This is a genomic window from Rhizobium sp. WYCCWR 11146 (assembly GCF_013591995.1).
Taxonomy (GTDB): Bacteria; Pseudomonadota; Alphaproteobacteria; order Rhizobiales; family Rhizobiaceae; genus Rhizobium; species Rhizobium indicum.
This window is the reverse complement of record NZ_JACCEY010000016.1, coordinates 90,689-117,347: the sequence shown is the minus strand read 5'-3', so window position 1 is coordinate 117,347 and position 26,659 is coordinate 90,689. Positions and strand designations below refer to the sequence as shown.

The 26,659-nt window shown below is 60.9% G+C and carries 21 protein-coding genes; 12 read left to right on the top strand and 9 right to left on the bottom strand.

The window, feature by feature from the left end; genetic code table 11:
- The first annotated feature begins 116 nt into the window (after window positions 1–116).
- The 3 genes from HX899_RS10505 to HX899_RS10495 all read left to right on the top strand — a co-directional run bounded on the left by HX899_RS10505 (window position 117) and on the right by HX899_RS10495 (window position 4,396).
- Window positions 117–1,145: a LacI family DNA-binding transcriptional regulator gene (locus tag HX899_RS10505; RefSeq protein ID WP_138330301.1), complete on the top strand. Its 1,029-nt coding sequence runs from the start codon at window positions 117–119 to the stop codon at window positions 1,143–1,145.
- A 155-nt stretch (window positions 1,146–1,300) separates the two neighbouring features.
- Complete coding sequence (locus HX899_RS10500; RefSeq protein ID WP_138330300.1) at window positions 1,301–2,416, top strand: DNA alkylation repair protein; 1,116 nt, start codon at window positions 1,301–1,303, stop codon at window positions 2,414–2,416.
- A 246-nt stretch (window positions 2,417–2,662) separates the two neighbouring features.
- Window positions 2,663–4,396: a DEAD/DEAH box helicase gene (locus HX899_RS10495; protein WP_029872329.1), complete on the top strand. Its 1,734-nt coding sequence runs from the start codon at window positions 2,663–2,665 to the stop codon at window positions 4,394–4,396.
- A 53-nt stretch (window positions 4,397–4,449) separates the two neighbouring features.
- Here the strand turns inward: HX899_RS10495 and HX899_RS10490 are convergent, their stop codons facing one another.
- Entirely contained in the window at window positions 4,450–5,349 is a 900-nt protein-coding gene (locus tag HX899_RS10490) for a DMT family transporter (RefSeq protein WP_138330299.1), read from the bottom strand.
- 469 nt (window positions 5,350–5,818) lie between these two features.
- On the opposite strand from HX899_RS10490, the gene HX899_RS10485 reads away from it, so the two are divergent.
- From HX899_RS10485 to HX899_RS10470, 4 genes are all read left to right on the top strand, one after another.
- Entirely contained in the window at window positions 5,819–7,228 is a 1,410-nt protein-coding gene (locus HX899_RS10485; RefSeq protein WP_138330298.1) for a circularly permuted type 2 ATP-grasp protein, read from the top strand.
- Window positions 7,228–8,169 carry an alpha-E domain-containing protein gene (locus tag HX899_RS10480; protein WP_003561792.1) on the top strand — a complete coding sequence of 314 codons (942 nt, stop codon included), beginning with the start codon at window positions 7,228–7,230 and terminating at the stop codon, window positions 8,167–8,169. Before HX899_RS10485 ends, HX899_RS10480 begins: the two co-directional genes overlap by 1 nt.
- 12 nt (window positions 8,170–8,181) lie before the next feature.
- Window positions 8,182–9,006 carry a transglutaminase family protein gene (locus tag HX899_RS10475; protein WP_138330297.1) on the top strand — a complete coding sequence of 275 codons (825 nt, stop codon included), beginning with the start codon at window positions 8,182–8,184 and terminating at the stop codon, window positions 9,004–9,006.
- A gap of 368 nt (window positions 9,007–9,374) precedes the next feature.
- Complete coding sequence (locus HX899_RS10470; protein ID WP_171598479.1) at window positions 9,375–10,436, top strand: HD domain-containing phosphohydrolase; 1,062 nt, start codon at window positions 9,375–9,377, stop codon at window positions 10,434–10,436.
- A gap of 79 nt (window positions 10,437–10,515) precedes the next feature.
- Here HX899_RS10470 and araD read toward each other — a convergent pair whose 3' ends face one another.
- The 6 genes from araD to chvE all read right to left on the bottom strand — a co-directional run bounded on the left by araD (window position 10,516) and on the right by chvE (window position 18,830).
- Window positions 10,516–12,255 carry an L-arabinonate dehydratase gene (araD, locus tag HX899_RS10465; RefSeq protein ID WP_138330295.1) on the bottom strand — a complete coding sequence of 580 codons (1,740 nt, stop codon included), beginning with the start codon at window positions 12,253–12,255 and terminating at the stop codon, window positions 10,516–10,518.
- A 61-nt stretch (window positions 12,256–12,316) separates the two neighbouring features.
- Window positions 12,317–13,750 (bottom strand): aldehyde dehydrogenase family protein, encoded by a 1,434-nt coding sequence (locus HX899_RS10460; protein ID WP_181292391.1) that lies wholly within the window; start codon window positions 13,748–13,750, stop codon window positions 12,317–12,319.
- A gap of 68 nt (window positions 13,751–13,818) precedes the next feature.
- Window positions 13,819–14,814, bottom strand: coding sequence for an AraD1 family protein (gene araD1, locus HX899_RS10455; RefSeq protein WP_181292390.1), 996 nt, complete (start codon window positions 14,812–14,814; stop codon window positions 13,819–13,821).
- A gap of 118 nt (window positions 14,815–14,932) precedes the next feature.
- Window positions 14,933–16,138 (bottom strand): multiple monosaccharide ABC transporter permease, encoded by a 1,206-nt coding sequence (mmsB, locus tag HX899_RS10450; RefSeq protein ID WP_011653085.1) that lies wholly within the window; start codon window positions 16,136–16,138, stop codon window positions 14,933–14,935.
- Window positions 16,135–17,673, bottom strand: a complete 1,539-nt coding sequence (gene mmsA / locus HX899_RS10445) for a multiple monosaccharide ABC transporter ATP-binding protein (protein WP_181292389.1) — start codon at window positions 17,671–17,673, stop codon at window positions 16,135–16,137. Before mmsA ends, mmsB begins: the two co-directional genes overlap by 4 nt.
- Window positions 17,674–17,765: 92 nt before the next feature.
- Complete coding sequence (chvE, locus tag HX899_RS10440; protein WP_029872335.1) at window positions 17,766–18,830, bottom strand: multiple monosaccharide ABC transporter substrate-binding protein; 1,065 nt, start codon at window positions 18,828–18,830, stop codon at window positions 17,766–17,768.
- 271 nt (window positions 18,831–19,101) lie between these two features.
- On the opposite strand from chvE, the gene HX899_RS10435 reads away from it, so the two are divergent.
- The 3 genes from HX899_RS10435 to HX899_RS10425 all read left to right on the top strand — a co-directional run bounded on the left by HX899_RS10435 (window position 19,102) and on the right by HX899_RS10425 (window position 21,936).
- Window positions 19,102–20,106, top strand: a complete 1,005-nt coding sequence (locus HX899_RS10435) for a LysR family transcriptional regulator (RefSeq protein WP_129421650.1) — start codon at window positions 19,102–19,104, stop codon at window positions 20,104–20,106.
- A 160-nt stretch (window positions 20,107–20,266) separates the two neighbouring features.
- Entirely contained in the window at window positions 20,267–20,740 is a 474-nt protein-coding gene (locus tag HX899_RS10430; protein ID WP_138330293.1) for a hypothetical protein, read from the top strand.
- 311 nt (window positions 20,741–21,051) lie between these two features.
- Window positions 21,052–21,936, top strand: a complete 885-nt coding sequence (locus HX899_RS10425) for a Hint domain-containing protein (protein ID WP_180195029.1) — start codon at window positions 21,052–21,054, stop codon at window positions 21,934–21,936.
- Between the two features lie 347 nt (window positions 21,937–22,283).
- Here the strand turns inward: HX899_RS10425 and HX899_RS10420 are convergent, their stop codons facing one another.
- Complete coding sequence (locus HX899_RS10420) at window positions 22,284–22,565, bottom strand: hypothetical protein (protein WP_181292388.1); 282 nt, start codon at window positions 22,563–22,565, stop codon at window positions 22,284–22,286.
- Window positions 22,566–22,846: 281 nt separating this feature from the next.
- Here HX899_RS10420 and iolG point away from each other — a divergent pair, with 281 nt between their 5' ends.
- The gene (gene iolG / locus HX899_RS10415) at window positions 22,847–23,839 is read left to right on the top strand and encodes an inositol 2-dehydrogenase (protein WP_138330291.1); all 993 of its coding nucleotides are present in this window, start codon (window positions 22,847–22,849) and stop codon (window positions 23,837–23,839) included.
- A 350-nt stretch (window positions 23,840–24,189) separates the two neighbouring features.
- On the opposite strand, the gene HX899_RS10410 is transcribed toward iolG, so the two are convergent.
- A complete protein-coding gene (locus tag HX899_RS10410; RefSeq protein ID WP_138386850.1) occupies window positions 24,190–25,440 on the bottom strand; it encodes an ROK family transcriptional regulator in 1,251 nt (416 codons plus the stop codon).
- 227 nt (window positions 25,441–25,667) lie between these two features.
- Here HX899_RS10410 and xylF point away from each other — a divergent pair.
- Window positions 25,668–26,659 (top strand): D-xylose ABC transporter substrate-binding protein (xylF, locus tag HX899_RS10405; protein ID WP_181292578.1); only part of this gene is annotated, 992 nt, incomplete at its 3' end.

Sequence of the window (26,659 nt, the reverse complement as noted above, 5' to 3'; positions counted from 1 at the left end):
TAGGATCGTTTACGGGAACGTTCCCACTATCGTTCTCGAATTCTCTGGAGTCAATATCTTTTTTGAGGCATGCTGGAGAGCGGCGGCTCAATGCCGACTCGAATGGAAAAGGCTCAATGAATTCAAAGACGGATGAAGTTCAGGGGCAGACCCGTGTCACTATTCACGGCGTCGCTGCCGCAGCCGGTGTCTCCAAGTCTACCGTGTCCCGCATTCTCGACGAAAGGCTTCCCCGCTCCGACAGCGAGACCGCGCGTCGCGTGCGCAAGGTTGCCGAAGAGCTGGGATACGTTCGGGACGTTTCCGCAGCGAGCCTTAGGCGTGGCAACACAATGACAATCGGGGTGATCGTGCCCAGGCTGACGGATACGGTCATGGCCATGCTTTACGAAGCACTGGCCAAGGCCTGCAGCCGTAGTGGCCGCTTCGCGATTGTCGCAACGACCGACGACAAGCCGAAGGCAGACCGGCTTGCGGCCGAGTCTCTGCTGAAGCGCGGTGTCGATGGACTGATTCTTTCGACGGCGCGGGAAGACGATGACTTTCCGGACGAGCTGGCAAAACGCGGTATTCCCTATGTCCTGGCCCTCCGGACGGATGGCCACAGCCTCTCGTCGGTCGGCGATGACAGGCTCGGTGGTTACCTCGCGGCCCGCCATCTCCTCGATCTCGGCCATCGCAAAATTGGCGTCATTGCCGGTCCATCCTATGCCTCCAGTTCGCGAGGCCGCGTGGAGGGTTTCCGCCACGCCCTGGAAGAGGCTGGACTGAATGCAGATCCCTCATACATCATTCCCTCGACATTCGGCATTGAGTCCGGTGCGGTAGCCGTCGAAACCCTGATGCGTCTTAGTCCGCGCCCAACCGCTGTTTTCGCCGTAAACGACAATACTGCCATCGGCGCCTTGTCGGGACTGACGAAACTTGGCCTTTCCGTGCCGCAGGACATCTCGATCGTAGGCTATAACGACATTCCGATTGTCAGCCACCTCCCCACGCCGCTGACGACGTTGCGGGTGCCGTTCGAGCAAATTGCGTCAAACGCCCTTGATCTTCTTGCCGGTGACAACAGTCCTGCCGACGAGCGTATTCGGATCTCGGCCCCAACCCTTATTCCAAGGAAATCGACGGCACCGATACGCTAAAGCTCGCGCCACACGCATACCCCCACTATCTGCACACGATTGCTCGAGTGGGTGCGATCACTCTATTCTCCGATAGCAAATCGCCAGATGTTTCGCAGACCATGCTGCCCTCATTCGGCCGGCATGCGGTGGTCGCATAAAGAGGAAGGACCAGCATGCCGGAACCGCTCAAGAACTTGCTGCATGAAACATTGGTCGGCGATATGGCCGATCGTATTGCCGGCAACGCGCAGATCTTCGATAAAAACCGCTTCGTGACGCTGGCGACCGAGGGCCTCTCCGCGCTGGAGCTGATGGAGCGGTCGGCGCTGATCCGCGACGCGCTGTTTGCCACGCTTCCCGGTGATTTCCGGGAGGCCGCAGCCATTCTCAAGGCCAGCCTGCCCGCCGCCGGCAGGCCGGGGCTCTCAGGCTGGATGCTGCTGCCAGTCAATCAGTTCATCGCCGCACGCGGCCTTGATCACTTCGATCTCGGTCTCGATCTCCTGAAGGCGCTGACGCCGCATTTCACCGCCGAATTCGGCATCCGCCCCTTTATCCACCGCGACCAGCAGCGCGCGCTGGCCATCGTTTCAGGCTGGGTCGACGATCCCGACCAGCATGTGCGCCGGCTGGCGAGCGAGGGAACGCGGCCGCGCCTGCCCTGGGCGATGCGCCTGCCGCAGCTCGTGAAGGATCCGGCGCCGATCCTGCCCATCCTGACCGCGCTGATGGATGATCCGGAGGATTATGTGCGCCGATCCGTGGCCAACAGCCTGAACGATGTCGCCAAGGATCACCCCGATCTGGTCGCCGCCTTCATCGCCGGCCATATCGACGGCGCTTCCTCCGAACGCCGCTGGCTGCTGAAACATGCCTCGCGCACGCTGCTGAAGAACGGCCACGCGCAGGCGCTCGCCAATTTCGGCTTCGCCGCCAGCGATTCGCTCGAGTGCGAACTGCGGCTCGTAAACGGCGAGGTGATGTTCGGCGAAGGGCTGGATTTCGAAATCCGGGTGACGAATGCAGGCGAGCGAGCGCAGTCGCTGATGATCGACTACGCCGTTCACCATGTGAAGAGCGACGGTTCGCTCTCACCCAAGGTGTTCAAGTGCAAGGCGATAATGCTCGCTCCGGGGCAAAGCCATACAATTGAGCGTCGCCACGCCATGCGGCCGATCACGACGCGGCGTTATTATCCAGGCGAACATCGCATCGCCATCCTCGTCAACGGCGCGGAGACCGCATCGCAAAGCTTCGTCCTCGTCATGCCCTCACCTGACCAAGGCTGAGGCTTTCTTGTGCACCGCACTTGACTTTCCACGCGAACTAGCCCAAATGCGGGTCAGCTTTCACCCTTCCGGCCGCCGCGTGAGCGTGCCCCTGCTGAAAAATACAGATGCAGGAAGAAGGGACAAAAGCGCATTTCGATAGAGCGCCGCACTCCCATGAGCGGCCAGAAGCGCTGGAAAGCTTTTTCCAACTCACAAGTTCCCACTTCACGCGGGGTTCTTGACGCCAGAATGAAACCGGATCGCATGGTGCGTTCCGGCGATAGTCATTGTGGCGCCCCGAAAGGTTATACCTTGACTAATTTTGAATCGCTTGGTGTCTCCAAGCCGATCGTCGCTACTTTGTTCCAGCTCGGCATCGAAACGCCGACGCCGATCCAGGAACATGCCATTCCTCTCCTCCTCGAAGGCCGCGACCTGATCGGCCTTGCCCAGACCGGCACCGGCAAGACCGCTGCTTTCGGACTGCCGCTTATCGAAAAGCTGCTCGCCGATGAACGGCGCCCCGACAACCGCACGACGCGCACGCTGATCCTTGCGCCGACCCGCGAACTGGTGAACCAGATCGCCGAGAGCCTGAAGAAATTCATCCGCAAGTCGTCGCTGCGCATCAATGTCGTCGTCGGCGGCGTCTCGATCAACAAGCAGCAGCTTCAGCTTGAAAAGGGCACAGATATTCTCGTCGCCACGCCCGGCCGGCTGCTCGACCTCATCAATCGCCGCGCGATCACGCTGACTGCCGTTCGCTATCTCGTGCTCGACGAAGCCGACCAGATGCTCGACCTCGGCTTCGTCCACGATCTGCGCAAGATCGCCAAGATGGTGCCGAAAAAGCGTCAGACCATGCTGTTCTCGGCGACCATGCCGAAGGCGATCGCCGATCTTGCCGGCGAATATCTCGTCGATCCCGTCAAGGTCGAAGTCACGCCTCCAGGTAAGGCTGCCGACAAGGTCGAGCAGTACGTTCATTTCGTCGCCGGCAAGAACGACAAGACGGAGCTGCTCCGCAAGTCGCTGACCGAAAACCCCGATGGCCGCGCCATGGTCTTCCTGCGCACCAAGCACGGTGCCGAGAAGCTGATGAAGCATCTCGAAAACATCGGCTATTCCGTCGCCTCGATCCACGGCAACAAGAGCCAGGGTCAGCGCGAGCGGGCGCTGAAGGCCTTCCGCGACGGCAGCATCAAGACGCTGATCGCCACCGACGTCGCCGCCCGCGGCATCGACATTCCGGCCGTCAGCCACGTCTACAACTACGACCTGCCTGAAGTGCCCGACGCCTATGTGCATCGCATCGGCCGCACGGCGCGTGCCGGCCGCGACGGCATCGCCATCGCTTTCTGCGCTCCCGACGAAGCCAAGCTGCTGCGTGATATCGAGCGCCTGATGGGCATCGACATCACTGTCGCCAGCGGCGAAGCGCCGGCAAACATCGGCGGCGGCCCCCGTCGCGCCAACGGCAACGGCAACAACCGCAATCGCAATGGCGGCCAGGGTCGCGAAGGTCAGGGTCGTGGCGAAGGCCGTGGCGACCAGAATCGCTCCGAGCATCGCGGCAGCCGTCAGGAACGCCGCCCGCGCCGCGAAGGTGAAGGCAGCGAAGTCCGCGCCGGCGGCGAGGAGCGTCGTCCGCGTCCGGAGCGCCCGACCAGCCGCAACGAGGACTTCCGCGGTCAGCGCCGCGGTGAAGCGACCCCGGATCTCGGCCCCGACAACGATCTGGCCTCGACCTCCGATTTCCGCGCCTCTGCAAAGCCGCAGCGTCCGGCCCATCACGGCGCCCATGCCAATGGTGAGCCGAGCGGTCATCACCGCGGCAACAGCCGCCATGCCCACGGCCGCCCGGCCCGCAAGCATGGCGAGGACCGCGGCCCGCAGCAGGCCCAGGCCGGCGAACCGCGCCGCGACGGCAACGGCGGCAATCGTCGCGGTGGCTCCGGCTCCCGCAACGGTGGCGGCCAGCGCCGCGAACGCGCCTGAACGTCGAACGATTGAAAAGCAAAAAGGCCGGAGATCTCCGGCCTTTTTGTTATCTACGCCTCTGCAGGCCTATGCTCTCTGAACGCCCTGCGGTTCGTCAGATAGACGCCTGTCACGACCACCACGGTGCCGACGATCAGCGGCAGGGTCAGCGGTTCCCCGAAGGCGATGAAGGCTTCGAGAGCAACCGCCGGCGGCATCAGGTAGATCAGCGAGGCGGCGCGTGACACCTGACCCCGGCGGATCAGATAGAGCAGCAGCCCGACGCCGCCCATCGATAGACCGAAGACCGACCAGGCCAGCGCGCCATAGGCCTGCGCGGCGCCATCGAAATGCTGATGCTCGAAGACCAGCGACAGCGGCAGCGTGAGGATCAGCGCGCCGACATATTGCAGGGTCGCGATGGTTCGGAGGTCGCCGGCTTGCAGGTGTTTCTTTTGATAGAGCGTGCCGTAGGTGACGGACGCCATGGCGACGAGATTGATCGCCAGCGGCAGGGCGGCATGCGTGAGATCGGCGGTCGCCGGATCGAGCAGCTTCGGCGAAATGGCGATGGCAATGCCGACGAAGCCAAGGGCAAGGCCGAGTTTCTGTGCCTGCTGCAGCCGCTCGCCGATGAGGAAGGGAGCGGCCATCGCCGTCAACAGCGGCTGCAGCGCCGCGATGATGCCGGATATGCCGGCCGGCACGCCGTTGGCGATCGCCCACCAGAGGCCGGCGAGATAGAAGCCATGCAGGAAGAAGCCGGAATAGACGGCGCGCAGCGCCGCCGCCCGGCTCGGCCATTGCGCCCGCACCACCAGGCAGAGCGCCAGGAATGCCGCCGCCGACAGCGCGTAGCGTATCGAAAGAAAGGTGAAGGGCTCGGAATGCAGCGAGGCGTATTTCGCCACCACCCAGCCCGTGGACCAGAGCAGGACGAAGACGGCGGGGGCAAGGCGATCGAGGGACATGGAGCGGCTCGGGAGAGAAGAGGTGCCGTGCTGATAGCCCTACCCGGCCGCCGCCGTCAAAGGCGAAGCGTTGATGCTTATCTGAAATTTCGCTGATGGCAGCGATCCAGTGGCGGTCGCGCCAGCCCGCGGTTGCCCGCGCATGACCATATTCGACCGTCTACAGCGCCGCGCGTCTTTTCGAGAGGCGCAAAGGACGTTGTAGCACTTTCATTGCGGCATAATTTCACCCTTAAAGCGGAGTCGATTTAAGGGTGAAATTATGCAGTAGGCCGAACGAAAAACAATCACATGCTCAGATTTTGCGCAAGCATCGAGATCCACCATCCGCCATGCCGCACCGCATCACTTTAAATGCCCAGATTTTCACCCGTTTCCAGCAGCGCAAAATCTTTTCCTCGAAATGCGCATGGTTCTTGCATTGCCATTTGCGTTGTATTCAAATGAACAAAAAAGGGGAGCCGAGCCTTTGGCATTTGATGAAATGATTACCGGGGACGAAAGTTCTCGCCCGCCTTATGAAAAATACTTCGAGTGGTACAACAGCCAAGACCGGGCGCATCTGATTGCCAAATCCCGCGATGCGGAAAACATCTTCCGGAAGACCGGCATCACCTTCGCGGTCTACGGCCATGCCGACAGTTCCGAAAAACTCATCCCCTTCGACATCATTCCCCGCATCATCTCCGCCCGCGAATGGCGCAAGCTCGCCCAAGGCATCGAGCAGCGGGTGATCGCGCTTAACGCCTTTCTCGACGATATCTACCATAAGCAGGAGATCATCCGCGCCGGCCGCGTTCCGCGCGAGCTGATCGAAAACAACGTCACCTTCATCCCCGAAATGATCGGTTTCCGGCCGCCCGGCGGCGTCTACACCCACATCGTCGGCACCGACATCGTGCGCACCGGCGAGGACCAGTTTTACGTGCTGGAGGATAATGCCCGCACGCCCTCCGGTGTCAGCTACATGCTGGAAAACCGGGAAACCATGATGCAGATGTTCCCTGAGCTCTTTCACGAGAACAAGGTGCAGCGTGTCGAGGATTATCCCTATCTGCTGCGTCAAAGCCTCGCCTCGCTCGCCCCTCCCGGCTGCAAGGGCAAGCCTCGCGTCGCCGTGCTGACGCCGGGCATCTACAATTCCGCCTATTACGAGCATTCGTTCCTCGCCGACATGATGGGCGTCGAACTGGTCGAGGGTGCGGATCTGCGCGTCATCGACGGCAAGGTGAAGATGAGGACGACACGCGGTTACGAAGCGATCGACGTGCTCTACCGCCGCGTCGACGACGATTTCCTCGATCCCCTGACCTTCCGATCCGATTCCGCGCTCGGCATTCCCGGCATCATGGATGTCTACCGCTCCGGCAACATCACCATCGCCAATGCGCCGGGCACCGGCATTTGCGACGACAAGGCGATCTACTCCTATATGCCCGAGATCGTCGAATTCTATACCGGCCGCAAGGCGCTGCTCGAAAACGTGCCGACCTGGCGCTGTTCGGAAGCCGACAGCCTGAAATATGTGCTGGAACACCTGGAAGAGCTCGTGGTCAAGGAGGTGCACGGCTCCGGCGGCTACGGCATGCTGGTCGGCCCGACGGCGTCGAAGAAGGAGCGCGCCGATTTCGCCGAGAAGCTGAAAGCCAAGCCGAACAATTACATCGCCCAGCCGACGCTGTCGCTCTCCACCGTGCCGATCCTCGTCAACAAGGGCATTGCGCCGCGCCATGTCGACCTTCGCCCCTATGTGCTTGTATCCGACAAGGTACAGATCATTCCAGGCGGGCTCACCCGCGTGGCGCTGAAGCAAGGCTCGCTGGTGGTCAATTCCAGCCAGGGCGGCGGCACCAAAGACACTTGGGTATTGGAGGACTGATGCTCGGAAGAACAGCAAACGGCCTCTACTGGATGTTTCGTTACATCGAGCGCGCCGAAAATATAGCCCGCCTGATCGATGCGGGGTTGCGCATGTCGCTGACCCGCAGCAGCACTGGCGATGACAATTGGGATGGCGTGCTGCAAAGTGCGGGCGTGCGCGAGGCTTATGACGAAGGCCACAACAAGCTGACCAACGCCGACGCGATCGACTATCTCCTGCGCGATCGCACCAATCCGTCGAGCGTCATGTCTTGCATCGATTCCGGCCGCAACAATGCCCGCATGGTGCGCACGGCGCTGACGCGTGAGACCTGGGAAGCCACCAACGAATGCTGGATCGACCTGAAGTCACTGCTCGAAAAGCGCGTCAAGGCGGCCGAAATGCCAGAGGTGATCGATGTCATCAAGCGCCGCGCCGGCCTCATTCGCGGTGCCTTCCATGGCTCGACACTGCGCAACGAGCTCTATAATTTTGCCCGCATCGGCACCTTCATCGAGCGGGCCGACAATACCAGCCGCATCCTCGACGTGAAATATTACGTGCTGCTGCCCTCGGTCTCGGCTGTCGGCTCTTCCCTCGACAACGTGCAGTGGGAATCGATCCTGCGCTCGGTCTCCGCGCACCGTGCCTATAGTTGGGCCTATGACGGCGAATACCGGGCAATGAACATTGCCGACTTCCTGACCCTCAATGTCCAGATGCCGCGCTCGCTTGCCTATTGCTACGAGAAGATCGTCAGCAATCTCGGCTATCTGGCCCAGGATTACGAGGCGCGGCTCCCTGCCCACGATACCGCGGATTCAATCCGCACGACACTGCAGACGAGGGCGATCCGGGATATCATGGATCAGGGCCTGCACGAGTTCCTGGAGGATTTCGTCTCGCGCAATAACAAGCTCGGCGCGGAAATTTCCGACGGCTACCGGTTCTATGTATAAGCGGATAACAATATGAGACTGAAGATCAGCCACCTCACCGAATACCGCTACGACGAACCGGCGCAATTCTCGCTGCAACGGCTACGGCTGACGCCGCCGACAAACGCCACTCAAAAAGTACTCGGTTGGGCCCTGAAGGTCGAGGGCGCTACGCCGGAGGTCGAATATGACGACCAGTACGGCAATCACGTCAATCTGGTCTCGCTGGAAGGCGAGCAGGACGTAACGCGTATCCTCGCCGAAGGCGAGGTCGAGACAGGGGATAACAACGGCGTCACCGGCCCGCATACCGGCTTCTGCCCGCTTTGGCTCTTCCTGCGCGACACGCCGCTGACCAAGGGTGGCAAGCTGGTGAAGGAACTGATCAAGGGCGTTGGTGGCGATAACGAGCTTGCCCGCATGCATGCGCTGATGGCGGCGATCCACGAAACGGTCGATTACAGGCCCGGCACCAGCAATACCGAGACGACGGCCGAGCAGGCGCTGGAGAGGAAGAGCGGCGTCTGTCAGGACCATGCGCATATTTTCATTGCCGCCGCCCGCGCCCTGCAGGTGCCGGCGCGTTACATCTCCGGTTATTTGATGATGGAGGAAAAGATCGAACAGGCGGCGACCCATGCCTGGGCAGAGGCGCATATTCCCGGCCTCGGCTGGGTCGGCTTCGATCCCGCCAACGAGATCTGCCCGGATGCCCGTTACATCAGAGTCGCCTCCGGCCTCTGCTATCGTGATGCCGCGCCGATTTCAGGCATGCGCATCGGCACGCCGGGCGAAACGCTGTCGGTCACCGTGAAGGTCGAGGATGGCGGACAGATGCAAAGCCAGAGCCAAAGCTGAGCCGGGCATACAGACAGCTTTACCGCACCTGCGATAGGGCCGATGGAATAGCTGCCGAACGCGCCGCGAAACAAACATGTTGGACTTGAATATAGAGCCCGGCGGTCCCGAAATTTCGCCTGATTCCGGCACGCGGCGCACGTTATAATTGCCGTTCCTCAATTTTTCATTGCAGACTAAACTCTATTTTAAGGCCGCAGGCACAAGCTTGTCTGCGGCGACGCCTGGTGTATTTCGGCAGGCGCCGTTCAAGAAGCGGCATGATGCAGGCTTTCATGATGATGTTCAGCTGCCGGCACGGATGAGGCGACGAACGCGCCCTCCGATGAGGGCGGCCTGTTTGTTTCTGGGATTTAACGGGATCGTCCATGCCTCTTCTTATCGTCGACGACAGCGAATCTAGCCTTCTCGCCCTTGAGACCGCCGTCCGTGGTTTCGCCGGCTGTGTGGTCGAAAGCTTCACCAATCCGCTCGAAGCCCTTGATCGCTGCCAGGCCGTCGATTTCGACGTCGTGCTGGTCGATTATATGATGCCTCAGATGAACGGTATCGAGATGATCCGCAGGCTGCGCCGCCAGCCGGGCTATGAGGATGTGCCCGTTGTGATGATCACCTCGCAGGCGAAGCGGTCGGTTCGGCTGGAAGCGCTGGAGGCCGGCGCCACGGATTTTCTCGCCAAGCCCTTCGACCCGTTGGAACTGCAGGCGCGCGTCCTCAACCTGATGGCCCTGCATAAGGCCCAGCTGGCGCTTGCCGACCGGGCAAAATCACTCGACATGGCCTTCCGGCATGCCACAGAACAGGCCGACATGCGCGAACAGGAGATCATCTGGTGCCTTGCCCAGGCGATGGCCTCGCGTGACGGCAATACCGGCGATCATATCGAGCGCGTCGCCAATATCGCCGAGCTGATTGCCGAAGGCCTCGGCCTCGATCGCATCCAGCGGCGCAATATCTATCTCGCCGCTCCCCTGCACGATATCGGCAAGATCGCCATTCCCGACGCCATCCTGCAGAAGCCGGGTAAGCTCGAGCGGCACGAGATCGAACGCATGCGCGAGCATGTCCCGATCGGTGTCGCCATTCTTGCCAACAGCTCCGCCGAGCTTTCGCGCGTCGCAACCGCCATCATCGCCGGCCATCATGAGAAATGGGACGGAAGCGGCTATCCCAAGGGCCTGTCCGGCGACGCAATCCCGATCGAAGCCCGCATCGTCGCTGTCGCCGACGTCTTCGAAGCGCTCTGCTCCGACCGGCCCTACAAGCAGGCATGGCCGATCGAGCAGGCCTACGAGGAAATCATCGCCTGCAGCGGATCGCATTTTGACCCCGCCTGCGTCGCCGCGTTCCGCCGCAAATGGCCGGCGATCCGCGCACTCTTTGAACACGGCGCCGACGAAGACCACCGCATGGCGGTGTTGAACGGCTGATTGCCATCGGCCGGGAAGAACAAGAAAAAGGCGGGGCAATGCCCCGCCTTTTCATCTATTTCAGTCTCTTTCCACCCTGTCAGTGGCTGTCCTTGCCGACAGCGTTTCCGCGACATCCCTTGAGGAAGTCGAGGTCGGCGCCGGTATCGGCCCCTTCGACATGCTGCTGATGCAGGAAGGCATAGCCTGATTTGGGCAGATCGTGGTTCGGCTGCCATTCGGCAAGCCGCCGCGCCAGTTCCTCCTCGGAAATGTCAAGATGCAGACGACGGTTCGGCACGTCGAGCTCGATCATGTCGCCGTTTTTCACGACCGCCAGCGGCCCGCCGACAGCCGCTTCCGGCGAGGTGTGCAGGACGACGGTACCGTAGGCCGTTCCGGACATGCGGGCGTCGGAAATGCGCACCATATCGAGGATGCCCTTCTTCAGCACCTTCGGCGGCAGCCCCATATTGCCGACCTCGGCCATCCCGGGATAGCCCTTCGGCCCACAGTTCTTCATGACCATGATGCAGGTTTCGTCGATGTCGAGGTTATCGTCGTTGATCTTGGCCTTGTAGTCGTCGATGTCCTCGAAGACAACAGCCCTGCCCTTGTGCACCAGCAGATGCGGCGAAGCCGCCGAAGGCTTCAGCACCGCGCCCTTCGGCGCGAGGTTGCCGCGCAGCACGACGATGCCGCCCGAAGCTGTCAGCGCCTTTTCGGCCGGCAGGATAACGTCTTCGTTCCAGTTGACGACGTCCTTGACCTCGTCCCAGACGGTTTCGCCGGATACCGTCAGCGCGTCCTTGTGCAGGAGGCCTGCTTCGCCGAGGCGCTTCAGCACCACCGGCAGGCCGCCGGCATAGAAGAACTCCTCCATCAGATACTTGCCCGACGGCATCAGGTTGACGATGGTCGGGACGTCACGGCCGCAGCGGTCCCAGTCATCAAGCGAAAGATCAATGCCGACACGGCCGGCGATGGCGAGCAGGTGGATGACGGCATTGGTCGATCCACCGATGGCCGCGTTGGTGCGAATGGCATTCTCGAAGGCTTGCTTCGTCATGATCTCGGAGGGCTTCAGGTCATCCTTGACCATCTGCACGATACGCCGGCCGGTCAGCTGCGCCATGACCTTGCGGCGGGAATCGACGCCCGGGATCGCAGCATTGCCAGAGAGCGCCATGCCGAGCGCCTCGGCCATGGAAGCCATGGTGGAGGCGGTGCCCATGGTGTTGCAGGTGCCTGACGAACGGCTCATCGAGGCTTCCGCCTCGAGGAATTCGGCCTGCGTCATCTCGCCGGCCTTCACCATTTCGGAAAACTTCCACAGATGCGTGCCCGAGCCGACCCGTTCGCCACGGAAATAGCCGTTCAGCATCGGTCCGCCTGTGACGACGATCGAAGGCAGGTCGCAGGAAGCCGCCCCCATGATAAGCGACGGCGTGGTCTTGTCGCAGCCCACCAGCAGTACGCAGCCATCCATCGGCTGGCCGCGGATTGCCTCTTCTACCGCCAGCGCGGCAAGATTGCGGTACATCATCGCGGTCGGGCGGAAGGTGTTTTCGGATGCCGAGAACACCGGCACCTCAAGCGGGAAGCCGCCGGCCTCCCATACGCCCGCCTTCACCTTCTCGGCGAGCTCTCTGAGATGACCGTTGCACGGGGTCATATCCGACCAGGTGTTGAGGATGCCGATCACCGGCCGGCCGTCGAACAGGTCGTGCGGATAACCCTGGTTCTTAAGCCAGCCGCGGTGATAAATCACGTCGCGGCTCGTACCGCCGTACCATTCCTGCGACCTCAGCCTGCGCGGCCATTCCGCTTTCTTTTTCATCGTCTCTATCCTTCAGGATATCGCCGGACCGCCTCGTACGGCCCGGGTTATCGCACTTGTCTCAAGCCAGGGTGTAGGCGGTCTTGACGGTTGTGTAGAATTCGGCGGCGTACTTGCCCTGCTCGCGCGGGCCGTAGGACGAGCCCTTGCGGCCGCCGAACGGCACGTGGAAATCGACGCCTGCCGTCGGCAGGTTGACCATCACCATGCCGGCCTCGGAATTGCGCTTGAAGTGCGTGGCATGCTTCAGGCTGGTGGTGGCGATGCCGGCGGAGAGCCCGAACGGCGTGTCGTTGGCGATGGCAAGCGCCTCGTCGTAATCCTTCGCCCGGATCACCGAGACCACAGGCCCGAAGATCTCCTCGCGCGAAATGCGCATCTGGTTGGTCGCTTCGGTAAACAGCGTCGGCTGCAGGTAGAAGCCGGGCGTGTCGCGCGAGATCACCTCTCCGCCGAAGGCGAGTTTGGCGCCTTCCGACTTGCCGATCTCGATATAGTCGGTGTCGGTCTTCAGCTGCCGCTCATCGACGACGGGGCCGATATGTGTGCCGGCCTTCAGCGCGTTGTCGACGACGAGTGTCTTCAGCTTGTCGGTGAGTGCCGCGACGAACTTGTCGTGGATGCCTTCGGTGACGATCAGGCGCGAGGAAGCGGTGCAGCGCTGGCCGGTCGAGAAGAAGCCGGAATTGGCGGCGGCCTCGACGGCGACGTTGAGATCGGCATCGTCAAGCACGACCATCGGGTTCTTGCCGCCCATTTCCAGCTGGAACTTGCGGTTATGCTCGATGGAGGCGGCGGCGACGCGCCTGCCGGTGCCGGTGGAACCGGTGAAGGTGATGCCGTGAACGTCGGGGCTTTCGAGCATGGCCTGGCCGACGACCGAGCCCTTGCCCATGACGAGGTTCAGCACGCCCTTCGGCAGGCCGGCGCGGTTGAGGATATCGACGATCGCCCAGGAACAGGCGGGCACCAGTTCGGCCGGCTTGAACACGATGGTGTTGCCGTAGCAGAGCGCCGGCGCGATCTTCCAGGCCGGAATGGCGATCGGGAAGTTCCACGGCGTGATGATGCCGATGACACCGAGCGCCTCGCGGGTGATCTCGACGCCGATATTCGGGCGAACCGACGGAATGACTTCACCGGCCAGCCTGAGCGCTTCACCGGCGAAGAATTCGAAAATCTGCGACGCGCGGATCACCTCGCCGGTGGCTTCCGGCAGCGTCTTGCCTTCTTCGCGGGCAAGCAGCGCGCCCAGTTCGTCCTTGCGCGCCATGATCTCGTCGCCCGTCTTCTTCAGGATGACGTGGCGCTCCCAGATGCCGGAGAGCGACCAGGCCGGGAAGGCGGCTTTGGCGGCGGCAATGGCGTTTCTCGTGTCATCAGCGCTTCCGTCGGCATAGAGGCCGACGACCTCATTCGTATCCGACGGGTTGATGTTCTTCGTCGCGTTCGAGCCGACCCATTCGCCGGCGATCAGATTTTGATAAATGGTCATGGGCTTAACAAGCCTCCTTTACCGTTTACGAGCAAAGAGCCGGCCGCCGAATGCGGCCAGGTCCTGAATTACAGCTGCCTGACGGCGATCTCTTCCTCGGCGGCCACCTTCAGCGGGTTGCGGAGCGCCAGGCCGAATTCGGCAACTTCGATCTCGAAGACGTCGCCCTCTTCGGTCTTGACGCCGTCGGCAAAGGAAAGGGTCGCCGTGCCGAACATATGGACATGAACATCGCCCGGAGCACGGAAGAGGCCATATTTGAAATGGTGATATTCCAGATTGGCGAAGGTGTGCGACATGTTCGCCTCACCTGATAGGAACGGCTTTTCGAAGATCACCTTGTCGCCGCGCTTGATGCGCGAAGTGCCGCGAATATCCTCAGGCGCCGCGCCGACGCGGATTTCCGGGCCGAAGCTGGCCGGGCGCAGCTTCGAATGGGCGAGATAGAGATAGTTGATCCGCTCGGTAACGTGATCGGAAAATTCGTTCGACAGCGCAAAACCGATACGGAAGGGCGAGCCGTCCTTGGCGATCACGTAGATGCCGGCCATCTCCGGCTCCTCGCCGCCGTCGAGCGCGAAGGAAGGCGAGATGAGCGGCGCGCCGGGGGCTGCGGCGCCATGGCCGTTGCCCTTGTAGAACCATTCGGGCTGGACGCCCTTTTCGCCGGCCTTCGGCTTGCCGTTCTCGAGACCCATCTTGAACATCTTCATCGAGTCCGTGAGGGTTTCCTCGGCGGCTTCGGTGGTCTTCTTGTGCATGGAATCGCGCGTTGCCGCCGAGCCCAAATGTGTCAGGCCGGTGCCGGTCAGATGCAGGTGCGCGGCATCTGGATGGGTGATCGGCGGAAGGAAGCGGCCTTCCGCATAGGCCTTTTCAAGATCGACGGCATCGCCGTAGCCATGGGCTTCGATGACCGAGGCAAGAGACTTGCCGCCGTCTGCGGCTTCCATCGCCAGCGCATAGACGCTGACGGCGTTCTTGACCGACCTTGCAGCGTCGCCCTGCTCACGCACGGCGACGATGATCTCTCCGTTTGCACCCTTGATCTGTGAAATAAGCACGTCTTCGATCCTTCTCGTTTCGGCGAAGACAGGAAAAAGCTCCGCCTGTCCGGCTCCATCAGGAGCCGGAATCCATCATTCATAGGACTGCGAATGCCTGGCTGGCGCCTTGAGGCGCTCAGCCCTTGTTCTTGTTGTAAACGTCGAAGAACACTGCGGCGAGAAGCACGAGGCCCTTCACCATCTGCTGGAAGTCGATGCCGAGCCCGACGATCGACATCCCGTTATTCATGACGCCCATGATGAACGCGCCGATGACCGCGCCGGTGATCTTGCCGACGCCGCCGGACGCCGAGGCGCCGCCGATGAAGCAGGCCGCAATGACGTCGAGCTCGAAACCGACGCCGGCCTTCGGCGTTGCCGAGTTCAGGCGAAGCGCGATGATCATGCCGGCAAGGCCTGCAAGCACGCCCATATTGACGAAGGTGTAGAAGCTCAGCCGCTCGGTATTGATGCCTGAAAGCTTGGTCGCCTTCGAATTGCCGCCCATGGCATAGATGCGACGGCCGATCGTGGTCCGGCGAGTGATGAAGGCGTAGATCGCAATCAGCACCAGCATGACGACGAGAACGTTCGGCAGGCCCTTATAGGTGGAGAGCAGATAGCCGATCCACAGGATGGCGAGCGAAACGACCAGGTTCTGGACGATGAAGAAACCCATCGGCTCGACATCGATCCCGTGGTCTTCGTTCACCTTGCGGCGGCGCCAGGCGAGGTAGAAGAGGATGACAGGCAGGATCACGGTCAGGATCAGCGAGGTCGACTGCACGGGTGTGCCGGCAATGTCGATCATGTCGCCCGGCAGGAAGCCGGTGCTGATAACCTGGAACTCCTTCGGGAACGGACCGATATTCTTGCCGTTCAGAACTGTCAGCGTCAGGCCGCGGAAAACAAGCATGCCGGCGAGCGTCACGATGAACGACGGAATGCGATGATAGGCGATGAAATAGCCCTGAGCCGCGCCGATGATACCGCCCACGATCAGGCAGATCAGTCCGGCAAGCCAGAAATTCATGCCCCATGACACGGTGAAGATCGCCGCGAGCGCGCCGACGAAGGCGACGATCGAGCCCACCGACAGGTCGATATGGCCGGCGACGATGACGAGCAGCATGCCGAGCGCCATGATGACGATGAAGGAGTTCTGCAGAACAAGGTTCGTCAGGTTGACCGGCTTGAAGAGAATGCCGCCGGTATAGAACTGGAAGAACACCATGATCGCGACGAGTGCGATGAGCATGCCGTATTCACGAATATTGCCGCGGATATAATCGGCAACGGAAACGACGTTGCTATGCTCGGTTGTCGGGTTGACCGGAGTCATTGTCTCTTCTCCCCTGAGCGCATGATAGCGCGCATGATAGTTTCCTGGCTTGCTTCTCCCTTCGGCAATTCCGCGACGATGCGTCCTTCGTTCATCACGTAGATGCGGTCACATGTGCCAAGCAGTTCGGGCATTTCCGACGAGATCATCAGAACGCCCTTTCCATCGGCGGCAAGCTGGTTGATGATAGTATAGATTTCGTACTTTGCGCCAACGTCGATGCCGCGGGTCGGCTCGTCGAGGATCAAAATATCGGGATCGGAAAACAGCCACTTCGACAGCACGACCTTCTGCTGGTTGCCGCCCGAAAGATTGACCGTTTCCTGGAAGACGCCGGAGGAGCGGATGCGCAGCTTCGACCGGTAATCGGTCGCGACCCTCATCTCCTTGATGTCGTCGATGACGCTATTGCTCGAAATCCCATTGAGGTTGGCAAGCGTCGTATTGTGCAGGATGCTGTCGCTGAGCACGAGACCGAGTTGCTTGCGGTCCTCGGTGACATAGGCAAGACCGGCGTCGATCGCCTTGCGCACAGTGCTGACATCGACAGCCTTGCCATTGACGAAGACCTCGCCGCTGACTTTGTGGCCATAGGATTTGCCGAAAACACTCATCGCGAATTCGGTGCGGCCGGCACCCATGAGACCGGCAATGCCGACGACCTCGCCCTTGCGGACGTTGACGTTGATGTCGTGCAGCACTTGGCGGTCGCGGTGCTGCTGGTGATAGGCGTTCCAGTTCTTCACTTCGAAGATCGTCTCGCCGATCGGCACGGAGCGCGGCGGATAACGGTCGGCCAGATCTCGGCCCACCATGTTCTTGATGATGATGTCTTCGCTGATCTCGTCCGTGTGACAGTCGAGCGTCTTGACGGTCATGCCGTCGCGCAGGACCGTGATCTGGTCGGCGACCTTGCGGATCTCGTTCAGCTTGTGGGAAATGATGATCGAAGTGATGCCCTGGTTGCGGAACTCGATCAGCAGATTGAGCAGCGCGTCCGAGTCCTTTTCATTGAGCGAAGCGGTAGGTTCGTCGAGGATGAGCAGCTTGACGCTCTTCGACAGCGCCTTGGCGATCTCGACGAGCTGCTGCTTGCCGACGCCGATGTCGGTGACCAGCGTGTTCGGAGATTCCCGCAGACCCACCTTGGTCAGCAGCTTCTTCGTGCGGTTGAACGTCTCTTCCCAGCTGATGACGCCGTTCTTGGCATTCTCGTTGCCGAGGAAGATGTTCTCGCCGATCGAAAGCAGCGGCACGAGCGCCAGTTCCTGGTGGATGATGACGATGCCGATTTCTTCGGAGTCCTTCAGGACCCTGAAGTTGCGCGTCTCGCCTTCATAGACGATGTCGCCTTCATAACTTCCTGTCGGATAGACGCCTGATAGCACTTTCATCAGGGTCGATTTGCCGGCCCCGTTTTCGCCCACCAATGCGTGGATCTCACCCTGGCGAACCTTGAGGTTCACGTTCTCCAGCGCCTTGACGCCCGGGAACGTCTTGGTGATGCTCCGCATTTCGAGGATGGTATTGTCCATAGTCAAAGTTCCAGCGCCTCCAGCCGTCGAGCGGCTAGGCGATCATAAAATCGAAGACCGGAACCCGCAAGCGCGGGTTCCGGTCCCTCTCATTACTTCAGCTTGTCTTCGGTGTAGTAACCGCCGTCGACGAGGATCTGCTTGTAGTTGGTCTTGTCGACGGCAACCGGCTTCAGCAGATAGGACGGAACGATCTTGACGCCGTTGTCGTAGGTCTTCGTGTCGTTGACCTCGGGCTCCTTGCCGGACATGACGGCATCGACCATGGCAACGGTGACCTTGGCGAGTTCGCGGGTGTCCTTGAAGACCGTCGAGTGCTGTTCGCCAGCAATGATCGACTTGACCGACGGAACTTCAGCGTCCTGACCGGAAACAACCGGGAGCGGCTGGTCCGGAGTACCGTAGCCGACGCCCTTCAGCGACGAGATTATGCCGATGGACAGACCGTCATAGGGAGACAGGACGGCATTGACCTTGGCGTCGGTGTAGTTCGCCGAGAGCAGGTTGTCCATGCGGGCCTGGGCCGTTGCAGCGTCCCAACGCAGCGTGCCGACCTTGTCCATGCCGGTCTGGCCGGACTTCACGACGAGCTTGCCGCTGTCGATGTAAGGCTGCAGAACCGACATTGCGCCGTCATAGAAGAAGAAGGCGTTGTTGTCGTCCGGCGAACCGCCGAACAGTTCGATGTTGAACGGGCCCTTGCCGTCCTTGACGCCGAGGGCGTCGACGATGGAGCCAGCCTGCAGAACGCCGACCTGGAAGTTGTCGAAGGTGGCGTAGTAGTCGACGTTGGCCGAGTCGCGGATCAGGCGGTCGTATGCGATCACCTTGATGTTGGCGTCATGAGCCTTCTGGAGAACGTCGGAAAGCGTCGTGCCGTCGATCGAAGCGATGACGAGAACCTTGGCACCCTTGGTGACCATGTTTTCGATCTGCGAAAGCTGGTTCGGAATATCGTCGTCAGCATACTGCAGGTCGGTCTTGTAGCCAGCGGCCTCGAGCTGCTTGACGATGTTGTTGCCGTCGTCGATCCAGCGAGCCGAAGACTTCGTCGGCATCGCGATGCCGACAAGCCCCTTGTCCTGCGCCATTGCCGGCATAACGAACGAAGCGACGCCGAAGGCAGCCGCAGCCATCAATGAGATAATGGATTTCATTTCTCTCTCCCTTGTTAATAGAGCAGCGGACGAAAAATCGCCCGCCCCGAAACTGTGGCAGGTTCCGTATTGGATAGTTACTTCAGATGGTGAGAAACGAAGTAGGTCTCCTCCACGATCTCACACGTGTTGAGTGCCAACCAGCACACGGCGGCAAACTGGTATGGATTCCTATAACTGTCAAATAGAATAAGTGGTAATATGCATAACAATTTTGGTATATCGTTAAAAAGTATTACTTTTGATGGAGCGCAGTGAGGAGGCTGCAACCATGACGATTGTTTCTGAGCCATTTTCGATGGATCACGTCGATATCCACAGCGATAATTTCGGCGATGACAGCCTGTTACGCGCAGGACTTAAGCTGAATCACCTGCGCATGATCGTCGCAATCGAAGATAGCGGACAGATTTCCGCCGCAGCCGAGGTTCTGAACATTTCGCAGCCTGCCGCGTCGCGGATGTTGTCCGAAATGGAATCGATCACCAAGACGTCGCTCTATGAGCGCGTGGCCCGCGGCGTGGTGCTGACGACCTTCGGCGCAGCGCTTGCTCGAAGGGCTCGGAAGATCCTCCTGGAGCTGCGCGAGGCGAGCCGCGAGATCGGTGAATTGAAAAGCGGCAAGGGCGGCTCGGTCTTCATCGGCGCAGTGACGGCGCCGGCCATGAGCCTCGTCGTGCCGGCAATCAACAAGGTGCGCAAGGCCTATCCCGGCATTGAGATCAACATCCAGGTGGAGACGAGCAACGTGCTTGCCCGCGAGCTGCTCGCCGCCCGCCATGACTTCATCATCGGCCGCATTCCCGATGATCTCAATCCGCGCCTGTTCGAGGTGAAGGAGATCGGCATCGAACGGGCTTGCCTGATCGTGCGCAGCCGCCATCCGCTCATGAAGCAAAAGACGAGCAGCCTCGCCGAGGTCAGGGATTACGACTGGGTGTTCCAGCCGCCGGGTACGCTGCTGCGCCGCACGATCGAGGACGTCTTCCTGTCGCGTGGCGTGGCGTTGCCCGAAAACATCGTCAACACCTCCTCGCTGCTTTTGACCTGCGCCATCATCTGCGAAACCGATGCGATCGCTCCCGTCGCCGTCGATGTCGCGCAGTTCCTTGCAAGCCAGGGCTCGAAGGCTTCCGATGTGCGCATGCTGCCGATCGATTTCGACATCAACGTCAAGCCCTACAGCATGATCACCGCCAGAGAACGGGCGCTGCCGCCGAGTGCAAGGCTGCTCTACGACATCATCCTCGAGGAGAGCCGCAAGCAGGCCGGCTGACGACAGCCGCAAGCCCTGCGCCATCTTGCTCTCTTTTAATACGCCTCGAGCAATTCCAGCAAAAGTGTGTAGTGGTTTTGCGTCCGGAATTGCGTGAACAAGGAGATAGAGCATTTCCGTGGTTCGAAGAAAAAGCGGAAATGCTCTCAAGGAAGGCGGGATGCTGTTCGGGCAGTCGGTATTTCAATCAGTCCTCGAGCGGCTGAAGGCGGAGGACGAGACGGACGAAGGCGCCGAGGCGCCGGCGGCCCATCGGGTGCCGGGCCTTGCGACCGGGCTTGCCTTCGATGTCATGGAAGGTGTCTCGGCCGCCTCACAACGCGTCGGCCAGGCCTATTTCGACAATCTGGATCTCGATCCCGCCGCCGCGCTCGCGGAGGAACCGGCGTCTGCGCCTCCACCCGAGCCCGTCATGCCGGACCATCTCGCCCGCATCGCTCCGGAAGAGATCGCTGCAGAACTGGCGATCGTTGCCGCCGATACCCAACAGACACTGAACGAGAAGCGGCGCGCCTTTGCCAAGGCCAATCATCCTGATGGCGTCGCAGAGCCTTTCCGCGACAATGCCAACAGGCGCATGATGATCGCCAATCTGCTGATCGACGACGCGATGCGCCGCCTGTCGCACAGCTGAAGCTTTCTCGCGAACGCAGGCAAACATTCCGAGGCTTTGGAAGAGCCGCCGTTTCCGGCTCGATTCGCGAGCTCTATATGGGCTGTTTTTCCTGCGCTTCAACCGGTGCTCATGGTGCTCAGTCTGATTCTTTCGCGCTCGGGTAGCAGAGAAATATGCTGCTTTTTACTACCGGCAATAGCGTATTTCGGGACCCCCGTAGACCATGCCTACGCCCTTGTCGGTAGGACCTAGCGCAATTTAGCGAAATTGAATGCGATACAACCCAGTGTAACATAGGGCGGTGTAAATGTTTTCAGGAGAGCGCCGACATGTCATCTACGGAAGATCCGAAGCTACCACGCAATACTGCGCGCAGACATTTTCTAGGTGTAGCCGCAGCCGCCGGAGCTCGTCTTGCCGGCGTGGCCGCCTTGGCCACAGCAATTACCACCTCTCCGGCCAACGCGCTGGGGCGGCTTTGGGGACGGGGCGGCACCGGTGGAAACGGCGGCTCTGGCGGGGGCGGTGGCTCAGGCGGAAGTGGTGGCTCCAGTGGCGGTGGCGGCAGCGGGAGCGGCCCACAATGTTTCCTGCGGGGAACGGCGATCCTCACGGATTGCGGTGAGAAGCCTGTCGAGGATCTGCGCATCGGCGATCGCATTGCCCTTCCTGACGGTAGCACCCGTCCGGTAAAGTGGGTCGGCCGCCAAAGTTTCAAGAAGAGCGGCGCGCGCTGGCAGAAGGACGTCGTGCCGATCCGGGTTTCCCGCCACGCACTGGACGGGCACACACCTCATTCGGATCTCTATCTGTCGCCTGGCCATGCGCTGCACCTGAACGGCATTCTGATCCAGGTGAAGGACCTCGTGAACGGCAAGACGATTGCATCGGTCACTCCCGCCGCCGACGTATCGATCGATTACTATGCCGTCATGCTCGATACGCACGAAGCTATCCTTGCCGAAGGTGCTGAGGCCGAGTCCTTCCATCTGAAGAACAGCAATCACGAGAACTTCTGCAATTTTCCAGAGTACGAGCGCCTCTATGGCAAGGAACGCATCGTGATGACATCTTTTGCGCCGTTGCTGGGAGGTGGCTGGTCACATTTGAAAGCGCTTCTCCTGCTCGGCGTTTCGCCGCTGGTCCCGATGCACGATCCATTCGGGGATGCCTGCGAAAAGATCGACGCGAAAGCCAAGGAACTGTCACTCTGACAGGACGGGAATGCGCCGGAGATCGGGCTGGCTGCACGCGAAGCCGTGCGTCGGTTTTGCGATCGTATCAAACAAAAACGTCAAGCGTGGCGCGCATCGGAAAGATCGCGCCACGCTTCGATTATTCGGCCCTCTTCTCTTCGTCTACTGCCGCTCGTCCCCGCCCGCGTCATCGGGTGTGACTACTGCCGCCGTGTCCGGTGAAGGCCCAGATCAGCATATAGAGACACCCACACCGCCGGCCAGCACCCCCGACGGTATTGCCTCTGCCCTTCCTCGACAATGCGACGAAGCGGATGATGCTCGCCAATCTGCTGATCGAAGCGCTGCGGCGAATCGCCCGCTGATTATTCCGCCTGCCCGTCCTTGGAAGGCTTTTCAGCGGTCGCCGCAGGCCCTTCTTCTTCCTCGGCGTCAGGCTGCGCGGCCGGCTCGGCGGCTGGTGGCTGCGGCTTGAAGGTCCAGAACAATATATAGAAGGAATAGGCGCCCGCCCCGCCCGCGAGCACGCCCCAGAACGGATCGCCGGTGACGAACTCGACCACGGCCCAGCCGAAGCAGACGGCAACGATGGCAACTCGCACCCAAAGGCGCCGGTATGCCGGATGGTTCGGATCGATCAGCTGCATCTTTACCCCGCGGTCGGATATGTCGCACTGCCCTCGGCCTGTGCCGCGCTTGTCTCTAAAGCCTTTCCTGGCCAGATTAAAGTATTCTGTTGGCTCAAACGGTATCGAATGTTCGAGAAGCCGGCTCCAGCAGAACGCTTCAATCCGAGCCGGAAATGCTCTGGTTCGAATCTTGCAAATGTGAAAGATCCGAGGCCTTGACGCGACGCAGAGAAGGTGGAATGAAAATTCCAGAAATTTGACAATTCGGTTTATTTGTTCCGAATTCAAGGGAGGTTGGAATGACAGTGAGATTTGGTCTTCTTGGCGCCGGCCGCATCGGCAAGGTTCATGCGAAGGCTGTCAGCAGCGACGCCAATGCAAAGCTCGTCGCGGTCGCCGACGCCTTTCCGCAGGCAGCTGAAGCCATCGCCTCCGCCTATGGCTGCGAGGTCCGCACCATCGAGGCGATCGAAGCCGCCAAGGATATCGACGCCGTCGTCATCTGCACGCCGACGGATACCCATGCCGACCTGATCGAGCGCTTCGCCCGCGCCGGCAAGGCGATCTTCTGCGAAAAGCCGATCGATCTCGACGTCGCCCGCGTCAAGGCCTGCATCAAGGTGGTGGAAGAGACCGGCGCCAAGCTGATGGTCGGCTTCAACCGCCGCTTCGACCCGCATTTCATGGCTGTCCGCAAGGTCATCGACGAAGGCAAGATCGGCGATGTCGAGATGGTGACGATCACCTCGCGCGATCCCGGCGCCCCGCCGGTCGACTATATCAAGCGGTCGGGCGGTATCTTCCGCGACATGACGATTCACGATTTCGACATGGCCCGCTTCCTGCTCGGCGAAGAACCGGTGTCGGTTTTCGCGACCGCTGCTGTTCTCGTCGACAAGGCGATTGGCGAAGCTGGCGACTACGACAGCGTTTCGGTGATCCTGCAGACCGCATCCGGCAAGCAGGCGATCATCTCCAACTCCCGCCGCGCCACCTATGGCTATGACCAGCGTATCGAGGCACACGGCTCCAAGGGCCTCGTCTCCGCCGAGAACCAGCGTCCTGTTTCGATCGAAGTCGCCAACGGCGACGGCTATACCCGCCCGCCGCTGCATGATTTCTTCATGACCCGCTACACCGAAGCCTATGCCAACGAGATCGCCAGCTTCATTTCGGCGATCGAGAAGGGCTCGAAGATCTCTCCATCAGGCGCCGATGGTCTCGCAGCGCTGGCACTCGCCGATGCCGCGGTCCAGTCCGTCAAGGAAGGCAAGCTCATCAAGATCGGCTGACGGCCCTCTCCGGACCGGAAGCCATGCATGAGATGGCCGGGCGCTTGCCCGGCCATTTCGCGTTTCAGAGATCTTTTGGTGAACGGCGTGCTGCGACGCCCCCCTCTGGCCTGCCGGCCATCTCCCCCACAGGTGGGGAGATTGGCTGGGCGCGCGCTCGCCCGACAACAGGCATCACAGCACGACGAAACGCTAGACGGGCGGTAAGGTTTAGCCACTTGTGATCTCCCCACCTGTGGGGGAGATGGCCGGCAGGCCAGAGGGGGCTGGCACGGCACACCCCTCAAAGTCGCATACTACCGACTGGCCCGTTGCTGCTGCAATCACCACACGTCGGTTGAAAGAAACCCTCACCCCGATTCCTGAATAATCGCCGATGCCTGGATTCCCTGAACGCCCGACAGAACGATATCCTCGTCGATCACCGACAGCGCCCGGTTCAGATGTCCTTCGAAGACGAGAATCTGCTCGTCGGCCACCACCCTGATCTCGGGCATGCCCTCCATGCGCACGATATGCGATTGGCCGAGACCCTCTTCGATCCCTTGCCGAAGCAGGTCGTAATAACGCGTGCCCGGCCCGGTGATGGCGATCGGCATGCGCTCCGTCAGGCTCAGCATGCGCGACAGCCCGTTGCCGAGCGCCAGCCCCGCCTGGCGGAAGGCAAAGGCGGGGACGCGGTGGCCCTGGCGCGCCTTTGCGGCGATCTTGTCCAGTTCCGCCACCGGCACGAACTTTGCGGGGATCGTATCGAGCGGCACTTCGAAGGCACTGCGCAGGATCGCGTAGAAACCGGCATAGGCCTCGATGCAGCCACGTGTGCCGCAGCGGCAGAGCCCGCCATTGGCCATGTGCAGCATGTGCCCGAAATTGGGTGCCGATATTTCCTGGCCCGTCTGGTTCCCGCGCCTGACGATGCCGAGCCCGACGCTATGGCCGAGCGAAAGGGCGGCGAGCGAGCGGAAATCGGCGCCCTTCAAGATCTCCTCACGCGCGCCGAGCGCTGCCGCGACCAGCAGCGTCTCGTTGTCGAGGATCACCTTGGCCTGCCATTCCGGCCGGAGTGCTGATTCGAAATCGATCTGCTCGCTGCCGAAGATCGGCGACCAGACGAGAACCGGCTCGGTGGAATTGACCAGCCCCTTGCTGCTGATCGAGATCAGCAGCACCTTTTCTTGGCTGATCTTCGAGCGATCGAGAATCCGCAAAAGCCCGGCCCGCACCGCCGCGACAAAGCGGACGGCACCCGCAGGATCATGGGAACGTTCCTCGCTGAAGCGGTCGATCAGCTTGCCGGCATAATCGACCAGCGAATATTGCACCGCATCCGAGGAGATGATGACGACGATGAGATAGCCGCAATCGCGCCGCTGGCGCAGCAGCACGCGCGGCCGGCCGCGGCCGCTTGCCGGCTGCTGTTCCGATTTTTCGATGACCTGGGCTTTTTCCAGCTCAGTGGTGATCGCCGAGATGGTGGCCGATGACAGCCCGGTGGAATCGGATATTTCGGTATGCGCGAGCGCACCGTGGCGACGCAGCACGGACAGCACGAGCACGCTGTTTCTCTGCCGGACCAGCTCCGTGCTCGACTTGGTCAGCATGAATGCCGCCCTCTCCTCCTGCTTGCTCTTCCCGTGGTTTCCACTGCATCTCCAGCCGCTGTTTCGCAAGGAAATTAAGCTGGCAGTGCAGTGTTGACAGTTGAAAAAATCTCTGACACTAAATTTCTCGACTGTCGAGAAAAAAATCCGAACCTTTCTCGACAGCTATTCGCGGTGGCCGGAGGAAGCATGGGCTGGGCCGGTCGCAATCCACTCGGGAGGACATTATGAAGTCTATTTTGAAATTGATGGCGGGTGCTGCCATCCTCGTTTCCGTGCATACCGCTGCCATGGCTGCCGATCTCGTCGTCGGTGTTTCCTGGTCGAATTTCCAGGAAGAACGCTGGAAGACGGACGAAGCCGCCATCAAGAAGGCTCTCGAAGCCAAGGGCGCCAAGTATATTTCCGCTGACGCGCAGTCTTCTGCCGCAAAGCAGCTGACCGACGTCGAATCGCTGATCTCGCAGGGCGCCAACGCGCTGATCATTCTCGCCCAGGACTCCGATGCGATCGGCCCGGCCATCGAAAAGGCCGCCGCTGAAGGCATCCCCGTCGTCGGCTATGACCGCCTGATCGAAAACCCGGCTGCCTTCTACATCACCTTCGACAACAAGGAAGTCGGCCGCCTGCAGGCTGAAGGCGTTTTCAAGGCCAAGCCGGAAGGCAATTACGTCTTCATCAAGGGCTCGTCTTCCGATCCGAACGCAGACTTCCTGTTCTCGGGCCAGCAGGAAGTGCTGAAGGCCGCTATCGACGCCGGCAAGATCAAGAACGTCGGCGAAGCCTATACCGACGGCTGGCTGCCGGAGAACGCTCAGCGCAACATGGAGCAGTTCCTGACCGCCAACAACAACAAGGTTGACGCCGTCGTCGCTTCCAACGACGGCACTGCCGGCGGCGCCATCGCGGCGCTCGACGCGCAGGGTCTGGCCGGCTCCGTTCCGGTTTCCGGCCAGGACGGTGACAAGGCAGCCCTCAACCGCATCGCTCTCGGCACGCAGACGGTTTCCGTCTGGAAGGACAGCCGCGAACTCGGCCAGCGCGCCGCTGAAATCGCTCTCGACCTCGCCGGCGGCAAGGACATGAGCAAGATCGACGGCGCCCAGGCTTTCAAGGGCGGCCCGAAGGGCGTTGAAATGCAGTCGGTCTTCCTGAAGCCGCTTGCGATCACCAAGGACAATCTGAACGTCGTCATCGACGCCGGCTGGATCTCCAAGGC

Bases quoted from the DNA above. Each gene is read 5' to 3' on its own strand.
- HX899_RS10505 (WP_138330301.1), top strand. From the start codon at position 117: ATGAATTCAAAGACGGATGAAGTTCAGGGGCAGACCCGTGTCACTATT.
- chvE (WP_029872335.1), bottom strand. From the start codon at position 18,830: ATGAAATCCATTATCTCATTGATGGCTGCGGCTGCCTTCGGCGTCGCT.
- HX899_RS10475 (WP_138330297.1), top strand. From the start codon at position 8,182: ATGAGACTGAAGATCAGCCACCTCACCGAATACCGCTACGACGAACCG.
- HX899_RS10425 (WP_180195029.1), top strand. From the start codon at position 21,052: ATGTCATCTACGGAAGATCCGAAGCTACCACGCAATACTGCGCGCAGA.
- HX899_RS10460 (WP_181292391.1), bottom strand. From the start codon at position 13,750: ATGACCATTTATCAAAATCTGATCGCCGGCGAATGGGTCGGCTCGAAC.
- HX899_RS10410 (WP_138386850.1), bottom strand. From the start codon at position 25,440: ATGCTGACCAAGTCGAGCACGGAGCTGGTCCGGCAGAGAAACAGCGTG.
- HX899_RS10500 (WP_138330300.1), top strand. From the start codon at position 1,301: ATGCCGGAACCGCTCAAGAACTTGCTGCATGAAACATTGGTCGGCGAT.
- mmsB (WP_011653085.1), bottom strand. From the start codon at position 16,138: ATGACTCCGGTCAACCCGACAACCGAGCATAGCAACGTCGTTTCCGTT.
- HX899_RS10435 (WP_129421650.1), top strand. From the start codon at position 19,102: ATGACGATTGTTTCTGAGCCATTTTCGATGGATCACGTCGATATCCAC.
- HX899_RS10470 (WP_171598479.1), top strand. From the start codon at position 9,375: ATGCCTCTTCTTATCGTCGACGACAGCGAATCTAGCCTTCTCGCCCTT.
- HX899_RS10495 (WP_029872329.1), top strand. From the start codon at position 2,663: ATGGTGCGTTCCGGCGATAGTCATTGTGGCGCCCCGAAAGGTTATACC.
- HX899_RS10420 (WP_181292388.1), bottom strand. From the start codon at position 22,565: ATGCAGCTGATCGATCCGAACCATCCGGCATACCGGCGCCTTTGGGTG.
- iolG (WP_138330291.1), top strand. From the start codon at position 22,847: ATGACAGTGAGATTTGGTCTTCTTGGCGCCGGCCGCATCGGCAAGGTT.
- mmsA (WP_181292389.1), bottom strand. From the start codon at position 17,673: ATGGACAATACCATCCTCGAAATGCGGAGCATCACCAAGACGTTCCCG.
- araD (WP_138330295.1), bottom strand. From the start codon at position 12,255: ATGAAAAAGAAAGCGGAATGGCCGCGCAGGCTGAGGTCGCAGGAATGG.
- HX899_RS10480 (WP_003561792.1), top strand. From the start codon at position 7,228: ATGCTCGGAAGAACAGCAAACGGCCTCTACTGGATGTTTCGTTACATC.
- HX899_RS10430 (WP_138330293.1), top strand. From the start codon at position 20,267: ATGCTGTTCGGGCAGTCGGTATTTCAATCAGTCCTCGAGCGGCTGAAG.
- HX899_RS10490 (WP_138330299.1), bottom strand. From the start codon at position 5,349: ATGTCCCTCGATCGCCTTGCCCCCGCCGTCTTCGTCCTGCTCTGGTCC.